General features: G+C 47.8%; 14 protein-coding genes. 3 read left to right on the top strand and 11 right to left on the bottom strand.

Translation table 11 applies throughout. From position 1 onward, the window contains the following. A complete protein-coding gene (locus DFP97_RS25905; protein ID WP_114383578.1) occupies nucleotides 1-1,128 on the bottom strand; it encodes a Gfo/Idh/MocA family protein in 1,128 nt (375 codons plus the stop codon). A 175-nt stretch (nucleotides 1,129-1,303) separates the two neighbouring features. Here DFP97_RS25905 and DFP97_RS25900 point away from each other — a divergent pair, with 175 nt between their 5' ends. Genes DFP97_RS25900 through DFP97_RS25890 form a run of 3 tightly spaced genes read left to right on the top strand, consistent with a single transcriptional unit; the run spans nucleotide 1,304 to nucleotide 3,941 of the window. Continuing rightward, nucleotides 1,304-2,161, top strand: coding sequence for a helix-turn-helix transcriptional regulator (locus DFP97_RS25900; RefSeq protein WP_114383577.1), 858 nt, complete (start codon nucleotides 1,304-1,306; stop codon nucleotides 2,159-2,161). A gap of 21 nt (nucleotides 2,162-2,182) precedes the next feature. Then, a complete protein-coding gene (locus DFP97_RS25895; protein WP_114383576.1) occupies nucleotides 2,183-2,686 on the top strand; it encodes a MarR family winged helix-turn-helix transcriptional regulator in 504 nt (167 codons plus the stop codon). A 37-nt stretch (nucleotides 2,687-2,723) separates the two neighbouring features. Then, nucleotides 2,724-3,941 carry an MFS transporter gene (locus DFP97_RS25890; protein WP_181873680.1) on the top strand — a complete coding sequence of 406 codons (1,218 nt, stop codon included), beginning with the start codon at nucleotides 2,724-2,726 and terminating at the stop codon, nucleotides 3,939-3,941. Here the strand turns inward: DFP97_RS25890 and DFP97_RS25885 are convergent. From DFP97_RS25885 to DFP97_RS25840, 10 genes are all read right to left on the bottom strand, one after another. Further along, the gene (locus tag DFP97_RS25885) at nucleotides 3,871-5,736 is read right to left on the bottom strand and encodes a PAS domain-containing protein (protein ID WP_147275091.1); all 1,866 of its coding nucleotides are present in this window, start codon (nucleotides 5,734-5,736) and stop codon (nucleotides 3,871-3,873) included. The genes DFP97_RS25890 and DFP97_RS25885 overlap by 71 nt on opposite strands. A 246-nt stretch (nucleotides 5,737-5,982) precedes the next feature. Then, a complete protein-coding gene (gene odhB, locus DFP97_RS25880; RefSeq protein ID WP_114383573.1) occupies nucleotides 5,983-7,275 on the bottom strand; it encodes a 2-oxoglutarate dehydrogenase complex dihydrolipoyllysine-residue succinyltransferase in 1,293 nt (430 codons plus the stop codon). 6 nt (nucleotides 7,276-7,281) lie between these two features. Further along, on the bottom strand, nucleotides 7,282-10,191 hold the full coding sequence (locus tag DFP97_RS25875) for a 2-oxoglutarate dehydrogenase E1 component (protein ID WP_114383572.1): 2,910 nt from the start codon (nucleotides 10,189-10,191) through the stop codon (nucleotides 7,282-7,284). A gap of 363 nt (nucleotides 10,192-10,554) precedes the next feature. Then, nucleotides 10,555-11,526, bottom strand: a complete 972-nt coding sequence (locus tag DFP97_RS25870) for an acetylxylan esterase (protein WP_114383571.1) — start codon at nucleotides 11,524-11,526, stop codon at nucleotides 10,555-10,557. 35 nt (nucleotides 11,527-11,561) lie between these two features. Beyond that, nucleotides 11,562-12,269: a DNA alkylation repair protein gene (locus tag DFP97_RS25865; RefSeq protein WP_114383570.1), complete on the bottom strand. Its 708-nt coding sequence runs from the start codon at nucleotides 12,267-12,269 to the stop codon at nucleotides 11,562-11,564. Between the two features lie 33 nt (nucleotides 12,270-12,302). Then, entirely contained in the window at nucleotides 12,303-13,829 is a 1,527-nt protein-coding gene (locus DFP97_RS25860; protein WP_245976606.1) for a leucyl aminopeptidase, read from the bottom strand. 113 nt (nucleotides 13,830-13,942) lie between these two features. Beyond that, nucleotides 13,943-15,313 (bottom strand): ATP-binding protein, encoded by a 1,371-nt coding sequence (locus tag DFP97_RS25855; RefSeq protein WP_114383568.1) that lies wholly within the window; start codon nucleotides 15,311-15,313, stop codon nucleotides 13,943-13,945. Between the two features lie 228 nt (nucleotides 15,314-15,541). Beyond that, entirely contained in the window at nucleotides 15,542-16,795 is a 1,254-nt protein-coding gene (locus DFP97_RS25850) for an anti-sigma factor domain-containing protein (RefSeq protein ID WP_114383567.1), read from the bottom strand. Continuing rightward, nucleotides 16,792-17,691 (bottom strand): RNA polymerase sigma factor SigI, encoded by a 900-nt coding sequence (gene sigI, locus DFP97_RS25845; RefSeq protein WP_342773311.1) that lies wholly within the window; start codon nucleotides 17,689-17,691, stop codon nucleotides 16,792-16,794. Before sigI ends, DFP97_RS25850 begins: the two co-directional genes overlap by 4 nt. Nucleotides 17,692-17,740: 49 nt before the next feature. Further along, a complete protein-coding gene (locus DFP97_RS25840; RefSeq protein WP_114383565.1) occupies nucleotides 17,741-18,157 on the bottom strand; it encodes a hypothetical protein in 417 nt (138 codons plus the stop codon). Nucleotides 18,158-18,482: the final 325 nt, after the last annotated feature.

Raw genomic sequence — 18,482 nt, 5'->3', positions numbered from 1 at the left:
CTATTTCCCCTTCCGGTAGGCAGATTTGTCAATTCGCTCTTGTAAATGGTGATAGAACAGCTCTTCATCAATCGGCAGGTCGACCCACCCATCGGTCCATGTGGATAACAGCATCGCATTCGAAAGCATAAGACCTTTAATTCCCTCTTCGCCCGGAGCGATCAACGGTTCATCAAACAAAATCGCATTTACAAAGTTTTGCGTAATGCCTTTATGATCGGGGTAGCTGCCTTTGACCGGAATTTCACATTTCCAGCATTCCGGTTCACCGAAACCTCCGGTAAATTGCTTGTTGAATTCCGGTTCAGGCACCCGCAGCCGCCAAAACGTCAATGTATGGTTTTCAATGACGATTTTACCGCGCTCACCGCTAATTTCCAGCCTATTCGTTCCCGGCGCTTCTCCAGTCGTTGTAACAAACACACCGGTTGCGCCATTCTCGTATTCAACAAAGGCTGTCACGTCATCCTCGACCTCGATATTGCGATGCTTCCCGAAATAACAGAACGCGCGTACACGCTTTGGCATCATGCTTATCGTCCACTGCCACAAATCGAGCTGATGCGGATCTTGATTGAGCAGCACGCCGCCGCCTTCTCCCGCCCATGTAGCACGCCACGTACCCGAATCGTAATAGCTTTGAGAGCGGTACCAATTTGTAATAATCCAATTCGTCCGCTTCACCTCACCAAGCTCGCCGGCATCGATTAGTTCCTTCAGCTTCACGTATATCGGATTAGTCCGTTGGTTGTACATCATGCTGAATTTCACGTTTGCCCTGCTACCTGCTTCATTCATCTCGCGAACCTGCTTCGTGTAGACACCCGCAGGCTTCTCGCACAGCACATGCAGTCCGCGTTCGAAGCTAGCAATGGCCAGCTCTGGATGCGAATAATGAGGAGTCGCGATAAGGACACCGTCAACAGTACCCGAGTCCATAAGCTCATATGGATCAGTATACAAACCTACATTGTCGCCAAGCTGCTCCTTCGCCCATTGCAGACGCTCGGGCACACTGTCGCTGACAGCCGATACGACAACGCCGCTAACCTCGCCCTTCAACAAATAACCGATATGTCCCTTGCCCATATTGCCAAGCCCGATAACGCCCAAACGAACGACCTGCATCCCTTATTCGCCCCTTTATTTTCAAAGTAATAGAATAGATTGCCGTGCTGTAATGTACCTGCTTCTATGGTAGCACCTTGAGGGCTTTGCGGCTTCATTCGCATTAGCCTGTTTATGCTTTTATTTGACTGTGGTTGGTGTATAATGATGATATTCAAAATGGGGAGGCACTTCGATGGGCACACAGCATCAATTCAGCTTACCTTTTACAATGGATACGAATTCAGATTTTAATGTGAATTTCGCATATCACACCCACTTTCATTATGAAATTTATTACTTTCATGGCGGTAAAGTAAACTATCTAATTAATGATCGTATTTATGTACTCGAGCCTGGCGACCTGCTGTTAATGCACGGGATGACACTCCATAGGGCGCATGTCGATCCAAGCGCGGAATATCACCGCTCTACCCTTCATTTCGACCCGTTTTACTTTAAACAATTTATCCAGCCGCCTTTTGCCGCCGATTTGCTTGTCCCGTTCCAGAAGCTGCAAAACGTAAGACTGCAGCTGCGCGGTTCCGACAAAACCGAGGTTGAAGCATCGCTTCTTAAGCTGAATCAGCTGTATGCGCAGCACAATTCCTTCTCGCATCAGCGCTTTCAGGCGCTCCTGCTCGATTTTCTTATTATGATTAACCAGCTATGCCAGCAGCCGCTGAAGGCGGTAACGGCTTTTCCATCATCCAAGGAGCATCATGTACAAGCGGTGATCTCCTATTTGGAGTGCCATTTTCATGAAGATGTTACGCTTGATGGCATACAGGCTGAATTGCATCTAAGCAAATATTATTTAGCCAAAACGTTCAAAGAAGTAACCGGCATTACGATATTTCAATTTCTCATGCAGCGCAGAATCTATCAAGCCAAAATCGAATTAATCGACGGAAATCAGCCGATTACGGACGTCGGCTACGAGGTAGGCTTCAAGCATCCCTCCCATTTCAGCCGTGCCTTTAAGCTGCAAACGAATCTAACCCCCGAGCAATACCGCAAGCAGCATAAGCTGCAATCCTCTAACTCCCTATAATCCGCATTCAGAGTTATTTTTTTGGAACAGTTGACCCATTTAGTTGATAAGCGTATTATTGTCATAACAACTAAATTTGCAAAGCAGGTGAAAACGGTGGAATTGAATAACTCGGTCGGCTATGTCATAAGCAATACAGGCAGAAGGTTAAGTCAACGATTGCAGCAGCTTTTTCAAGATCATGACGTTACCACGGAGCAATGGTCACTGCTCATGTGCCTTGACGAGCAGGACGGCATTTCCCATAAGGATCTGGCTCAGCGCACGGGAAAGGACCCTGCAAACATTACGCGCCTCCTCGATCAATTAGAGCGTAAGGCGCTTGTTCGGCGAGCGGCTAATCCGACAGACCGAAGGTCGCAGCTGCTCTATATAACGGAAGGCGGACGGATTACTGCCTGTACGTTAGCGCCAATTGAAGCAGCTTTTGTTAATCATATTTTAACCGATATTACAGATGATGAAATTAAAGCCTTTCAACAATTTATGGCGAAAATAAACAAAAATGCGGAGCAATACCTGTGAATACAAGTACATCCGTCATCTTAGAGGAGTACAAAAAATGAGTAATACCAAGCTATGGAGCGGAGATTTCATTAAAATTTGTTTAAGCAGCTTCTTTCTGTTTTTTGCTTTTTATATGCTGGCGACTGCGTTATCTGCCTACGTAACGAACGAACTGGGCGGAACAGATGCGCACGCAGGCTTGTCTATGACCGTATTTATCATCGCTGCCGTCTTGCTGAGGCCTTTCACAGGTCAGCTCATGAACCGGTTCGGCGAACACAAAATAGTAATGGTATCCTTGCTGTTGTTTCTGCTGTGCTCTATCGCCTACTTAGGCGTTTTCGGGTATGCGATGCTCCTGCTTGTCCGTTTTTTGCACGGCGGCGCCTTCGCCATTGCAACCACCTCGACAAATTCAGCCGCGATCGGCTTTATCCCAGAGCAGCGCAAAGGTGAAGGGATTAGCTATTTCAGCTTATTCATGAGCCTCGCAATGGTCATCGGACCTTTTGTCGGATTAACCATAACGACGCATGGCAGCTTTACAGCTTTATTTGTTCTAGGTGCAGTATGCTCGTTAATTGCTTTAGTTCTAGCCATCTCGACGAATCGCAAGCGTCATCAGCGGTCATCTGAAATAGCGGGACAACAGCCTGCTGCCGCAAAGCAGAAGTTTCATTGGCGGGAGCTTGTGGAACGGAAAGCAGTACCGATCGCGATTAGCGGCTTCGTGATCGCTTTCGCCTACAGCGGCCTGGTGACGTTTATGTCTGTATATGCACATGAGAAAGCGATTGATCAATACGCAGGCTACTTCTTTGTTTGCTTCGGAATTATGATCGTATTGCCTCGTCCAATCATTGGCAAATTGCTTGATCGCGTTTCGGAGCATGTTATCGTTTATCCGGGGATCGCTGTGTTCACTCTTGGCATGCTGCTGCTCAGCCAAGCCCATTCTCCGGTTATGCTGCTCGTATCGGGAGCCGTTATCGGACTCGGCTACGGCGCTCTGCTGCCTTGCTTTCAAACGATTGCAGTGTTAGCGGCACCTCATCATCGCAGAGGATTGGCTACCGCGACGTTCTATCTGCTCTTCGACCTCGGGTACGGTATCGGCTCCTACACGCTCGGATCGCTTGCAACCCGTTATGGCTACAGCGCTATGTATATGGTTTGTGCTATCGTGATTGCATTAACTTCTGTCATTTACTATGCCTTGCATCACAAGCGCAAGCGTTTGTCTCAATCATTTTTTCCTGAACAGGCAGCTTAATTTCAACGGTTGTTCCTTCCTTCAGCACGCTACGCAGTTGAAGCGTACCCTGGTGCGCTTCAATAATCCGCGTGCTGATCATTAAACCAAGTCCAGTTCCCTTTTCCTTCGTCGTTAAGAACGGCTCTCCGATTTTCTTTATTAACCCCTCTGGGATACCCGGACCCCCGTCGTTAATACGAATACGAATGAATCCATCCTCCGCTGCATCTACCGTGATCTCAACCCTTCCACCGTCCGGCATAGCCTCTATCGCATTTTTGATCACATTCAAAAAAACTTGTTTCAATTGATTCTCATTGCAATAAATGCTCGGTAAAGGGCGATCAAGTTTAACCGTTATCTCTACGTTAAGCAAAATCGCTTGCGTCTCCAATATCGAAATGACACTCTGCATAATCGGTTCAAGCTGAGCTATGCTGAATTGAGAGAAATGCGGCTTCGCTAATGTCATAAATTCATTCACGATGAGGTTGATCCGGTCAATTTCATTCGCCATAATATCAAAATAATGCGACTGCTTCTCATATTTGTTACGAAGCAGCTGGGTAAATCCTTTAAGCGCAGTCAGCGGATTACGAATTTCATGTGCAACTCCCGCTGCAAGCTGTCCAATTACCGAAAGCTTCTCAGAGCGCACGAGCATTTCCTCCGATCGCTTACGGTCGGTCAAATCACGAATGACACTAAGCATGACGTCCTTGCCCATATAATTGTTAATTCGAATGCTTGCAATCTCAGCATCTAACAATCGGCCGTCCGTACATACGATTACCCTCTCTTGGAATGGCGTCGGTTCGTCAGAGGCTATAATTTGCGCCAACGTATTTTGGGTATACTTGTGCTGGCTGGGATGAATAAAATCAAATACGCTTTTGCCGACAACCTGCGCTTCCTCACACGCGCCAATCATCTGCATGGCGAGCTTGTTTACATAAATGATGGTGCCTTCATCGCTTAACACGATCGGTTCGGGTACGAACTTGATTATTTTCTGATACACCTTGGCGCTGTCTCGCAGCAAGCAATCCTGTTCATGCTTGAATGTGACATCTTGCACCGTGCCAAGCAGCGACGGATACCCATTTAGAGTAATGATCGTGCTGTTGCCTTCTAAATAGACGGTGCTGCCATCCTTTTTAATGCCTTTATACTTAAGCGGAAATTGTCGCTGTCCACTGACCACCCCACTAATTATTTTACTTTTTATTTTATTGAACTCAGCTTCACCCAATAGATCGAAAGGCGTCAATGCAAGCATTTCCTCCACCGTATAGCCGTACAACTCTGCCAAATAAGGATTAGCGTAAATAATGCTGTTATCTTGCCCGACGAATACGCCCGCTACGACGCTCTCCACCAAGCTTTTGTACAAATAATCCTTTTCATTCAATGAAGCTTCCATTCTTTTCTGATCGGATAAATCACGGATAATGAGCTGTACGGCCTGCTTGCCGTCGTATTTTACCGCAACCGCTCTCATTTCAACATCAACTGCCCTATTATCGAGACGAAGCAGCTTATTGTATACGAAATTCGAAGGACGGGCTTCGTTAATCATATATTGAATTTGAGCAGGCAGGTCATCAATATAATCCGGATGAATAAATCGATATAGCGGATGCCCTATAATTTCATCCAGCCTGCTGACACCAATCATCTTGAGGACGGAAACGTTTGCAAAAACGATATGTTCATTTTCATAAACGATTAGTCCATCAGGCAGTAGATGCACCAAGTGCTGGTACCTATCTTCGCTTTCTTTCAACTGCTCCCCATCTCTATCTGTTACCAACAAAATACCCCACCTCTAAAAAACAAAATAGCTCTATCTTCAAATACTTTCAACATCGACCGTCTTCTTCCTGCTCTTACAGCCTATAAAAATACAAAAAAAATATTACCGTTCACTTTGCTCCCTGTTATCGATAAATTTTACTTTAATTGTTATTTTTTAAATACTTAATCTAAATCACAATAAAAAAGACCGCCCTCAAGCAGTTCATCTGCTTTAAGAGCGGTTCTATATTTGTTTTTATTATTAGCCTTGGAGCAAAAGCTGCTCTGGATCTTCAAGAAGCTCCTTAACGGTTACGAGGAAACGAACCGCTTCGCTTCCGTCTACGATACGGTGATCGTACGAAAGAGCGATATACATCATCGGACGGTTTTCCATGCGAACATCATCAATGGCTACTGGACGCACTTGGATTTTGTGCATACCGAGAATACCGACCTGCGGTGTATTAAGAATTGGCGTCGACAGCAAGGAGCCGAATACGCCGCCATTCGTGATCGTGAAGCTGCCGCCTTGAAGATCAGCGATCGACAAAGTGTTCGCGCGTGCTTTACCGGCAAGATCTACGATATTTTTCTCGATCTCGGCAAAGCTGAGCCGGTCTGCATCACGAACGACTGGAACGACAAGACCTTCCTTAGCAGATACGGCAATACCGATATCATAAAACTTTTTAACGACGATTTCTTCGCCGTCAATTTCGGCATTCAATAATGGGAATGCTTTAAGGGCGCCGACTACCGCTTTCGTAAAGAACGACATAAATCCTAGGTTTACATCGTTTTTCTCGAAGAAAGCTTGCTTGCGGCGTTTGCGCAAATCAAGAATCGCTGTCATGTCTACTTCATTGAACGTCGTCAGCATTGCTGCTGTCCGTTGTGCTTCTACTAGACGATTCGCAATCGTAATGCGGCGGCGGGACATCCGTTTACGTTCTGTCGGCTTTCCGTCTTTGGCTGCGCCAGCAGGCTCAGCTTGTGTAAGCGGCGCGGAAGTTACAGGTGTAGCTACAGCTGGTGCTTGTCCGGAATGGGAACGAACATCGCCTGGGTAAATCCGACCGATTTGGTCTCTGCTTTGAACTTGCGTTAAGTCAATTCCTTGCTCGCGGGCAAGCTTGCGTGCAGCCGGAGATGCATTTACAGCTGCTGCTGAACCTTCACTTACAGGCGCAGACGGTTGTGCGAGTGCAACTGGCGCTGCTGGTGCTGCTGGTGCTGCTGGTGCTGCTGGTGCTGCAGGAGCAGCGACTGGCGCTGCAGCTGGTGCTGATGCAGCAGCAGGTGCCGTTGCGCCACCCGCTGATTCTCCAATCGAACCGATTGCTTCGCCAACAAGTACCACTTCTCCGTCTTGCTTAGCAATACGGGCAATTACACCGCTGTTGTCAGCGCTGATTTCGATATTGACCTTATCCGTTTCAAGCTCCAGCAGGACATCTCCCTGATTGACAGAGTCGCCTTCCTTCACAAACCATTTCGTAATCGTACCCTCTGATATGGACTCGCCTAATTCTGGTACTATAATTTCAGCCATTAGTCACTACCCCCTTATCAAACTTGTTTCAACTGGCTTGCCGTTTAAAGCTGTCGAAATAATCGATTTTTGTTCTGCGGCATGCACCTCTTGGTGTCCGCTTGCCGTACTGGAACGATCCGGTCTGCCAACGTAACGCACCGAAGCTTTCTTAGGCGCTAATGCGCGGAGACGCGGCTCCATGAAGCTCCAGGAACCCATATTTTTCGGCTCCTCTTGTACCCATACGATCTCTTCAAGCTTATCAAATTGCTTCACGATACGCTCGATATCTGCTTGCGCGAATGGATAAAGCTGTTCCACCCTTGCGACGCGCAGCCATTCAAAATCCTCAGCGTTCGCAGAAGCAAGCGCTTCTTCGATGTCTACGGCAACCTTACCGGTGCAAAGAAGCAACCGTTTCACTTTATCCTTCTGTTCCTTCGGCTCCGTCAAGCTAAATTGCGGCAGCACAGGCTTGAATGAACCTTCGCTAAATTCAACGCCATGTGAAGCGACGCGCGGATTGCGGATCAAGCTCTTCGGCGCCATAAGGATGAGTGGACGTGCGTTCTCTGTCCCAAGCAGCGACGCTTGCCTGCGAAGCAAGTGGAAATATTGTGCAGATGTCGTCAGATTCGCTACCGTCCAATTGTTATCAGCAGAAAGCTGGAGGAAACGTTCCAATCTCGCGCTGGAATGCTCTGGTCCTTGGCCTTCATAGCCGTGCGGCAGCAAAATAACGATACCTGATCTTTGTGACCACTTTGCAAGTCCCGCTGAAATGAATTGATCGAAAATAACTTGTGCAACGTTGGCAAAGTCACCATATTGCGCTTCCCAAATAACAAACGTTTCCGGTGCGAAAACGTTATAGCCGTATTCAAAGCCGAGAACAGCCGTTTCTGACAGCGGACTGTTATGAACAGCAAAGGATGCTTTCGCTTGCGGCAGGATGTGCAGCGGGGAAAACTTCGCTGCAGTTGCGTAATCGTTAAGCATAATGTGACGATGCGCGAAAGTTCCGCGCTCCGAATCTTGACCGCTTAGACGAATCGGCGTGCCATCTGCCAATATAGTGGCGAACGCAAGCGTCTCCGCATGAGCCCACTCAACCTTTTCACCATCATTCAACGCCGAAGCCCGGCGCTGCAAAATGCGTTGAAGCTTCGTATATTCAGTAAAGCCCTCTGGACGATTAAGCAGCTCCAAATTAATGTCGCGCAGCGTCTCGATCGGAACCGCCGTACGAATCTCTTCGGTAGCGTGGACAGCTTGCAGCTGCTCCCCATGAGCATGCGACTTGCCTTCATTAGCTTTCATTGCATCGTAAGCAGCTTGAAGCTTACCATTCGTGCGCTGACGCAATTGTTCTATCTGCTCATCAGTGATCGCTTTCTCGCCCTTCAGCTGCTCGCTGTAAAGTGCGCTTACCGTTGGATGATTGCGAACCTTCGCATACATTAATGGTTGTGTTACTTCCGGGTCGTCCATTTCGTTATGGCCAAACCGGCGGTAACCGATCAAATCAATAACAAATCCTTTATTATAGCGGAGCCGGTATTCGCAAGCGAGACGAACTGCCGCCAAGCACGCTTCCGGCTCATCCGCATTTACGTGTACAATCGGAATGTCGAAGCCTTTGGCAAGGTCACTTGCATAATGTGTCGAACGGGAGTCGAAGCTGTTTGTCGTAAAGCCGAGACGATTGTTTGCAATAATATGAAGCGTTCCGCCATTGCGGTACCCTTGCAGCTTATTGAAATTGAGCGTTTCCGCTACAATGCCCTCGCCGATGAATGCGGCATCGCCATGAATACAAATCGTAACGGCCTTTGCCAGATCCTGCTCCGGCATACCGGGCTTAGTCCGATCCTCTTGCGCCGCACGCGTGAACCCTTCCACAACCGGGTTAACGAACTCAAGGTGACTCGGATTGTTCGCAAGCGTAATGTTCGCGCGAACCGTCTCGCCTTCCTTAACAGCCCGGTCCGCACCGAGATGGTATTTTACGTCGCCCGTCCATCCATAGTTAATGCCCATGGACCCTTCAGACGGGATGAGCTCTTTGTTTGGTGCATGATGGAACTCGGAGAAGATCTTTTCATAAGGCTTGCCAAGTACGTGCGTCAATACGTTCAGACGACCGCGGTGCGCCATCCCCATAAGAATGTGGCTCGCCCCGTCATGCGCGACGGCACGAATGATTTCGTCCAATACCGGTACGAGCATATCGAGGCCTTCAATGGAGAAGCGTTTCTGACCGACGAATGTGCGGTGCAGGAAATTTTCGAAAAATTCAACCTCCATAAGACGCTCAAGCAGAGCGGAGCGCTCTCTTGCCGATAGCGGCGCAGGAAATGAACCCGATTCCGCTTGCTTGTGGAGCCAATTGCGTTCGTTCTCATCATGAATATGTGTGAATTCATATGCCGCAGAGCGGGTATAAATTTCTCTCAAGCGAGTAATTGCGTCCCAGCCGTTAAGAACCGATGCGGGTGCATTATCCCAAATCAGCGATGCCGGAATAGCTGTCAAATCCGCCTGCGTCAATCCGAAGGTTTCCGGCTCGAGCAGCTTCGTATCAGCAGCTTGGCTGAATCCCAGCGGGTCAATATCCGCGGCTAAATGGCCGTATCTGCGAATGTTCAGCATCAGCTGATGTGCAGCCACGACCTTCTTCAACATATTTGCATCAATCGGACCAGGAGCAGCTGCTTTCGTTACCTGTTGCGGATCCGGTTTGGCCGATGTGCTTGGAGCTGCTCCGAGTGATACGGAAGGAGGTGCTCCAAAGCGAACAAACAGCTCGCGAAGTGACGTCTCAACAGAATCCGGCTCGGTCAAAAACCGTTCATATTGCTCCTGCACATACCCGAGATTGGGACCATAGTAGCTTTGCCAAGGCGAATGATTACGCTCATCATGGATGCTCATTGCAGAAAATTCCACCCTCTCTATTCATTGCCATCCTATTATTTTCTATAGCGGACTTCATCATACATACCCGCGTCTTGCCTCGTAAAAAAACTCTATCACAGTAGCCTTCATTAAATAAAATAAGAAGCTGTTCAATTGCTGAGTAACAGCAGTTGCGCAGCTTCTTTATATTTTAGTATATTAACCGATTACCATCCATAATCATTAAGGCATTGATATCATCCATTTTGAGCATAGATTATCGTTCTCAAGCGCGCAACCTCATACCAGCCACAAACGTACGTTACCAATTGTTCCAGCTTCTGCACATGTCCTATAATGAGTATATCCCTATTAACGGAAACCCATTCAAACCTTCCACTACGCCCGCTTGAACGCTTCCTTCAAAAATTCGATTGCCGCTCTCGTCTGATACTCACTTACCTCATGCCCGGAGAATGGATAATCATTTATTTGCTTATGCGATCGTATCCGGTTATAAACGGCGTATACCGTTTCAGGCAGACAAACGGTGTCCTTCCAACCAACCGACATAAGGACGGGCGCTTTTATCCGATCAGCCAAATTCAATAGATCAAAGTGGGCGATGGTTTCAAGAACTGAGCTAAGCTGCTCCGGATAGCGTTTGACGTATTGCGCAATTTCAGTCAAAGAACCTGTAGAGTGCATAATTCCGTAATCCATATGGCACATATTCGGGATGTCAGCGATAACCGCGCTTACCTTCGGATTTAGTGAAGCAGCTAATAGCGCCAGTCCGCCGCCTTGACTGCCTCCGTAGACGGCGATGCGCGAAGCCTCTATCTCCGGCTGCATCGCAGCCGCATCAACAGCCCTTACCGCATCCATCGTAACGGCGTGATAATAGCTATTTTCTTTCTGCCTGATCCCTTGGGAAACCCAGCCTTTTGCCGATCCGGTTTCCCACGTCAATAAATTGCCGGTTTCCCCGCTTTGGCCGCGCGCATCGACAGCAAGGACCGCATAACCGAGCAGCAGCCAGGCCGCATATCGCTCCGGCAAGCCTTTATCTCCCGTATAGCCGGGATAGATGATGATACATGGCGGCTTCTCATCTGCGGTTTGCTGCTGCGGTAAGAGGAATAAGCCATGAATCGGCGTATCATCACTCCCTTTGTACGTTAACCGTTCTACCCGTAAAGCAGGAAAAGGTGACTTCAGCTGCTCCCGCGTTATGTCCAGCGGCTTTTGAGCATAGCTGCTCAAAACACCTTTCCAGTACCGGTCCAGCTCATCGGCCGCTATCGTTGCTGGCGGATTATAGGCTAGCAAATCATTTTGTCTTCGGTCAGTTGCATACACGGCATTCATCCCTCATTTCACACGCACGGTCTTAGCCGGACTCACTAGCAAATGCAAGTCTTTTTCTTGACGCCTGCCTTCCCCATTGCAACTGCTTTCTCGATGTAATCGATGGCCAGCGGTACTTTACACGCCGTATTTCCTACGTCGACATGCACCTTTCCGATATGCCCGGCGATGGCCTCTGCTTCCTCTTGCAGCTCCTTAACGTAAATACCAATGGTGATGACAAAGCTGTTCATCGTATAACGGACACGATTCCGCTCCGAATGAATGGTAGCCTGCACACGCTTCAGCAAAGCTTTTATTTCGTCCAAATCCAGCTGCTCGTCCGGCATAATCGAAACAAAATTCGCATAAGTGCTCCAGCCGCAGGTTGCGACCATCTCCTCGGGGGAATCGATCCACTCCATCGCCAGCTCACGGGCAAACCTGCTCTCGGCGGCAACTCCGGCCACCGTAAATTCAGCGATCATATACCAATACGCTTGTTTTACCCAGTGCTGCAGCGTTTCCTTTGTTACTGTTTTCGGATTAACGCTCAGACCTGCCAAATACATCGCGTCGCTATTTCCCGAGTCAAACAGCTTCAGAGCTAGCTCTTGATCCTTCTTAACAAATTTAACGAGCTTCTTCAAATCGCCGACCTTCACGCCGAAGAATGGCTCCAGAGCGCCATGCCGGATAAACGTCATTTTCGTTTGTTCCGTGCCTAGCTGCTCTAATTGCCGCATAACCTCTTCGTAAGTCACTGGCTTGTCCCCCTCATCTGAACTCCCCACTGATTACGCTTGGTTTACGACCAATTCAACTAATGTTCTTACCATAACACCGGTAGCGCCCTTCGGCTCCCAGCCCCTGCTCGATTCGAGCCAGGCGGTTCCACCGATATCCAGATGCACCCAGGGCAGTCCCTCGGCAAAATGGCCAATGAACAGCCCGCCGGTTATCGTTCCAGCATATCTGCCGCCGCTGTTTTTCAAATCCGCCGCATCGCTCTTGATAAGCTTCTTATACTCCGGATAAGCCGGAAGCTGCCAGATGCGTTCGCCTGTACGTTCAGCTGCGCTCAGCACCTGCTTCAGCAGCGCGTCATTATTCGTCACAGCGCCTGTTGCCTCGCTGCCAAGCGCAACACCAACAGCGCCCGTCAATGTGGCAACATCGACCAGTTTAGTCGCACCCCGGGTGATTGCTGTCGTTAGTCCGTCCGCCAGCACAAGTCTGCCTTCTGCATCGGTATTCACTACCTCAACTGTATGTCCGCTCATCATACGCAGAACATCGCCGGGTTTAAGCGCACGGTCGGACGGCATATTCTCGGCAGTCGGAATAACGGCAACAACATTAACGGCTGGCTTCAGCTCGCCGATAACACGAATGGCGCCTAGAACAGCCGCCGCTCCGCCCATATCCGAGATCATTTCCTGCATGCCTTCCGCTCTCTTAAGCGAAATGCCGCCCGTATCAAACGTGATGCCTTTGCCGATCAATCCCCAAGTCTCATCGGATTTAGGATCGCCTTTATAATGAATCACGATCATTCGCGGCGGGTTAATGCTGCCCTGGCCGACGCCAAGCAAACCGCCCATCCGCTGCTCTGCCGCACTCCACTCGTCAATAACCTCAATTTCCAAATCAAGCTCGCGGGCTAACTCTTCTGCATGATGAGCTAGCCGTTCCGGGGTAAGATCATTTCCAGGCAAGTTAGTCAGATCGCGCGCGAAGCTGACTCCTTCAGCATAAAGCTTGCCTTTTTCTATCCCTTGCTCCCATAAAGTTACATCAGAAGCCGCTGCAGCAGCCCCTTGCGGCACAAAAGCAACATTCTTCAGCACAAATCGTTCACTCTGTTCGCGTTTGAGCGGCTGGCGCACATGAATCGCAAGCAGCAAACCTTCTGTTAAAGCTTGTGCTGCTTGTTCGGTGCCTACAGCTGCAACTGTCCCTCCCAGCAACGTTTCAGAAAGGAGTACTTGAACGGACCCGGCGTGGAGTTTTTTTACCGCCTTCGCCGCTGCCGCCGCCGCTTTGCGCAGGCTGTCCGCACCGCCCTCTTGCTCCAAACCGACAAAAACAATATGTGATGCCGGGTAGAGTCCCAAGGTAGCAAAGACCTCCGTTTGCTCCGCTTCCGCCTGGAACTGTCCTTTGTCGAATAAAGTCCGAAGCGCCTCATCGATCTGCGGCTGTACGATTGGTTGAAGCGCTTCTCCACGCGTAAGCTCTGATTTGCTTACGAAGCGGATTACCGCATCTGCCAAAGCTTCATCTGCCAAACGAACGCCGTATGTAAATTGAATGCTCATCATAAAAACCTCTCTTTCATCAGTAAGCCAGCTAAAACGGTCTTATGCTCCTATCCAGCTTATTCCCGTATAAGTAAATAAAAAAAATCGGGGTGTTTTACCCCGATTCTAATCTTTTATTCAGCTAATGGCAAATAAATAATAAATTCCGTTCCGACACCTGCTTGGCTGTCTACCCGTATCGTTCCATTATGATTCCGTATGATGCGATAGCTAACAGATAATCCAAGCCCCGTACCCGATTGCTTCGTCGTAAAGAATGGATCGAACAATCGGCTCATCGTCGCTTTATCCATCCCTTTGCCGTTATCTTTAATAATAATTTCCGCGTATTGTCCATTGCTGCGCGTAATGATATCGATTAGACCTCTGCGTTCGGCTTGTACATCTTCTATTGCATCAAGCGCATTTTTCACAATATTCAATATAACCTGCTTTACTTGCTTTACATCGATGGACACTAGATCCGAGCAATAAAACTCCGCCTTAATCTCGCAGTTCCTCATCAGCGCTTCGCTTTCGGTCAACAGGACAGCTTCCTTGATCAAATTGTCAATCGACACCAATTGCTTCATCGGTGCCGACGGCTTTGACGAATTTAGAAACTCATAAATAATATCGTTGGCCCGGTCAATTTCCGTCAAAATAATGCGCGCGTATTCCTCTTTTCCAACTTCCAGCAAATAGGGGCGCAGCAATTGAATAAAGCCGCGAATACTCGTCAAAGGATTGCGAATTTCATGCGCAATAGCTGCAGCTATTTTACCAAGCATCGCAAGCTTGTCGTTTTGCAGCGCGGTTTGTTCAATTTGCTTGTACTCCGATACGTCCTTCACACTAAACAAGAAATCGCCGTCTAATTGATCACCGTAAGTAACGGTCACAAGCAGATGCTTCCCGTCCTTGTGTTGAAATTCATAATAGCGGCTGTGCATGAGGAACATTTCCTTGTACAGTCTTAACACCGTTCGTTTCGTGCTGCGTGTAAGCTGCGGATGTCTTAATATTTCTCGGATATTACATCCAATTAACGTTTTGCGAGGAATGTCGAGCAGCTTGGCCATCTGCACATTAATAAACGACAATATTCCATCGCTGTCGAACAAAGCAATCCCGCTGTCCATGTGTTGCAATACGTTTTCATATTTGTTTTTCACCATTTCAAATGAACGGTTGGAACGGAATAGCATTTCACGCATTTCCGTAAACTTCTGTTCGGTCGACATGTCTGGCGGCAAACGGAATCGACAGGCTACCATAATTTCCATTAAAAAAACAAATGACCGATTATATAGCCTTACAGCCTCTTCCGAATCTACATTCGCGACTAAAGACTGAATACATTCCTCGTGTACGGCAATTATTTCTTCGGGATTGATGCCGTATAGCTCTTTGCCAAGCTCGTTTGCATGAAAAAGTGATGCTTCCTTACCACTTCGGATATAGTCGGCAAGCGCCGGGAAATAGCGCTTTCTAATTGCCTGCATCATGTACTCCTCCCCGGCAACATCTATGGACAACGTTACAGTTAATACTAATCATAGGGGGAGTTTACAATCGATGTCAATCGGAAATCCTGTCGAATTATGTGTTAAACATAGGCAAAAAGACATCCCGGAAAACCGTTGCCACTCCAGTCCTTATCTCACACATAGCGATAAAACGGATGTTTCAATAGCGACTTAGCTTCAATTCCCCCTGCTGTCATCATCATTTCAGTCATCCTTTTTCCGAGTCGATTCATGATTTCTGCTGTCGTCCTGCTTATTGTCCCGATTATCAATATCGTCATCGCTGTCGTCTTTGCGGTCGCTCTTATGATCATCATTTTCTTCTTCCTTGCCGTCCTTATCATCGTTATCGTTATCGTCATCATCCGATCCATCATTATCTTTGTTACGATTGTCGTCCTTCTTATTTCCCTTTGTCTTACTTGTTACAGATGGTTTGTCCGAGCTTTCCGGAGAAGGTGTAGTCTTTTTGTCCCATGACCCATTTTTGCCCGGCTTATCCGTCTCTTCAGCTTTATCCTCTCCATTGATGACTGGCTTCTCCGTCTTCACTGGTTTATTAGCTTTCGGAGTTGCTGCCGGATTAGCTGAACTGGACTCCTTTTCGTCCTTCTGCTGTTTTGCTTTCTCCTTCTGTTCGCGCACAACGAGCTCCTTCAGCTTTTCCTTGCTCGTATCCGATGCGTTGTCTACAATCGTCTTAACTCCTCCGAGCGGCTCTGTTACTTTATCGATCGATTGCTGTTTCAATTGATCTATTTCAAGCTTATAGCCTTCCTCTTTCGCCATAAGATAAACGGCCATCTTACCCGAGGATATACCGTTCGCTTCCGCTTCCTCGCGCAGTTCATTCGGTATGGTCAGGGTAGTGACATTCGCGCTGACCGCCTCTGCCGCGAGCTTAGCTAACAGACTCTTCAACGCTTGATCGACTTTTTCTGCCAAAATAGACTCATAATCGAGCTTATTTGCAGCGCTGTCGTCAAGCAGCACGCTCGTTATGAAAATATCCTTGTTCGGCGTATCCAAATAGTGTGAGCCTTTGGCCCTCTCCAAAATAGAAGCGGCTACAATCTCCAGGCTTACCCCTTTGAAAACAAGACCTTTAATAATCAGCTGACCGTCATTGTTCAAAGCGCGCAGCTCCCGCACTTTCCCGTTCCCGTCTACTCCAATTTCTACGCTCGGATTAATATCCATGCTCAGGTAGGCGACAACGGGATGTGCGTCACGCTGAACGATCATCAACAAAGGAAGTAACAGCACCAAAACAATTGCTGCGGCGCTGGTGTACCAGTACGCAGGTTTAAACGTACGTGAAGTCTTATATTCTTCTTCGAACGTAATTTCCTCACCAATTTGCGGTGTTCCTTGAATAGAAGCTCGCAAAAATTGGCCGTCCGCTGTGACTACGACAGCATGCTGTTTATGAATGCTCATGACGACTCCACGTTTCATTTGCTCGCCTCCTTATCCATTACAAATTGATCATTCGCTATACTTAAATAGTCATGCATGAAAGGGTATGTACCCGAAATAATAAGTGCGATTGCAATTATATATTTCCGATTCCGTTCTACTGTTTTGCGGGAAACACCGCACATCTCGGTCAGTTCCTTAACAGGAAGCTTGCCCGTTTCTTTCAGTGTATCTAATAACGCCGATTCGCCGACGAGCGTTCGAGCGATTCCGATCAACAGCTTTCTGGAATCGGTATGCTTAGGTGAATGCTCGACCAGCTCCAGAAACGTAATGCCAAATCGTTCTAGCTCCTGATTCAGCTCTCCAATTTCAAGACGTCTCTCATCCTCCGTCCGCTTAACCTCGAAAGCATTCATCGCCTGCTTCGTCTCAACGGAATTATATTGCGGCTGCTCCTCCTCCTCTGAATCGAACATGCTGTAAGGAACAACCTGTGAATGCCTTTGTTCTTTTCGGACATAATCAATAAGCCGACGGCGAATGACGGTTTCAGCGAACCCGATGAACGATTTTCCGGCATGACTGGCATACTGATTAATCGCTTCGTTAAAAGCTGACAGCGCCACGCTGAATTCATCATCTCTGGTTGGATCGATGTACCGTTTGCAAAATCGACTTGTTACTTTCAAAATATAAGGTCTGTAGTCTGCTATGAACTGCTCGCGCAACAGCTCGTCACCTTGACGAATGCGAGCAACCCATTGTTCGGGAGCAAGCTTTTGCTCAGACTCCTCAGCCTCGGCGGAAACTGGTTTCCGCAGGAAGCGTTTGAACAATACAAGTAACAACCGCTCCACCTCACTATTAGTATGATTCGTTTCTGTATATCCGGTTTTGGGGGGTACTTTATTGGAACATTGTAGATTATTCAAAAAAGAAAAGCCTCCGAAAAGGAGGCTCACATTTCGTATTCCTAAATATCTAAACGGAAGTACGGCGCTGACGCAGCTTATTTCTTCTGCTATTCAGCATGCCTAGGCGCTTTTTCAATACAAGCTGCCACTCCGTATCCTCAATCTGCTTGGCAAAGCTGAGAAGGTCAAGCGCCATATCGATTTGACTGTGAACGACATCCATAGGATCCTCATTCTCGTTATTGACGCAGTTTTCAAGCAGCGCCTTTCCTTCTTGCTCCACATACTCCCCAAAATCAACTTCTGCGGCACCGTCGCCGTGAGCATATTCGGCTAATATTTCATATTCGTTTTCAATTAAGTAATGGATGTCAACACGGTGACATACCGGACAAAATAGGATAGGCACATTATGTATGTGCGTCCGGAAATGCTTCAGCGTGCCCTTCGTTCCGATCATACTAGCTCCACAGCAAAAACTCATCGACGACTCTCCCCCTTAAAGGCTTGCGGTTACAAACCTACTTCGTAAGTGTCAGCATAGGTCTATGAATACAACCCTGCTTCGTAAGCGTCTACTAAGGTTTACGGATACTATTCTAGCTTTAAAGCATCTTACTAAGCTTCGCGGCTAAGAATACCTTATTCGACTTACATGGCTGAAATTCCTGCTTTTGCACGACAATATCCGTCCAGCGGCCCATTAAATAAAACAAAGGGGTTGTCTCAAAAGTAGGTAAGCTTATTACTTAGATAGCACTCTTGTAGTGAAAATCATGTTTCAAATCAAAAAATGGTGACGATAGGGC

Source organism: Paenibacillus prosopidis (assembly GCF_003337375.1).
In the GTDB taxonomy this organism is placed as follows: Bacteria; Bacillota; Bacilli; order Paenibacillales; family Paenibacillaceae; genus Pristimantibacillus; species Pristimantibacillus prosopidis.
This window is presented reverse-complemented; position numbering and strand designations above follow the sequence as displayed.

Coding starts and splice junctions, on each gene's coding strand:
- DFP97_RS25860 (WP_245976606.1), bottom strand. CDS start 13,829: ATGATGAGCATTCAATTTACATACGGCGTTCGTTTGGCAGATGAAGCT.
- DFP97_RS25875 (WP_114383572.1), bottom strand. CDS start 10,191: ATGAGCATCCATGATGAGCGTAATCATTCGCCTTGGCAAAGCTACTAT.
- DFP97_RS25840 (WP_114383565.1), bottom strand. CDS start 18,157: ATGAGTTTTTGCTGTGGAGCTAGTATGATCGGAACGAAGGGCACGCTG.
- DFP97_RS25900 (WP_114383577.1), top strand. CDS start 1,304: ATGGGCACACAGCATCAATTCAGCTTACCTTTTACAATGGATACGAAT.
- DFP97_RS25890 (WP_181873680.1), top strand. CDS start 2,724: ATGAGTAATACCAAGCTATGGAGCGGAGATTTCATTAAAATTTGTTTA.
- DFP97_RS25905 (WP_114383578.1), bottom strand. CDS start 1,128: ATGCAGGTCGTTCGTTTGGGCGTTATCGGGCTTGGCAATATGGGCAAG.
- odhB (WP_114383573.1), bottom strand. CDS start 7,275: ATGGCTGAAATTATAGTACCAGAATTAGGCGAGTCCATATCAGAGGGT.
- DFP97_RS25855 (WP_114383568.1), bottom strand. CDS start 15,313: ATGCAGGCAATTAGAAAGCGCTATTTCCCGGCGCTTGCCGACTATATC.
- DFP97_RS25850 (WP_114383567.1), bottom strand. CDS start 16,795: ATGAAACGTGGAGTCGTCATGAGCATTCATAAACAGCATGCTGTCGTA.
- DFP97_RS25870 (WP_114383571.1), bottom strand. CDS start 11,526: ATGAATGCCGTGTATGCAACTGACCGAAGACAAAATGATTTGCTAGCC.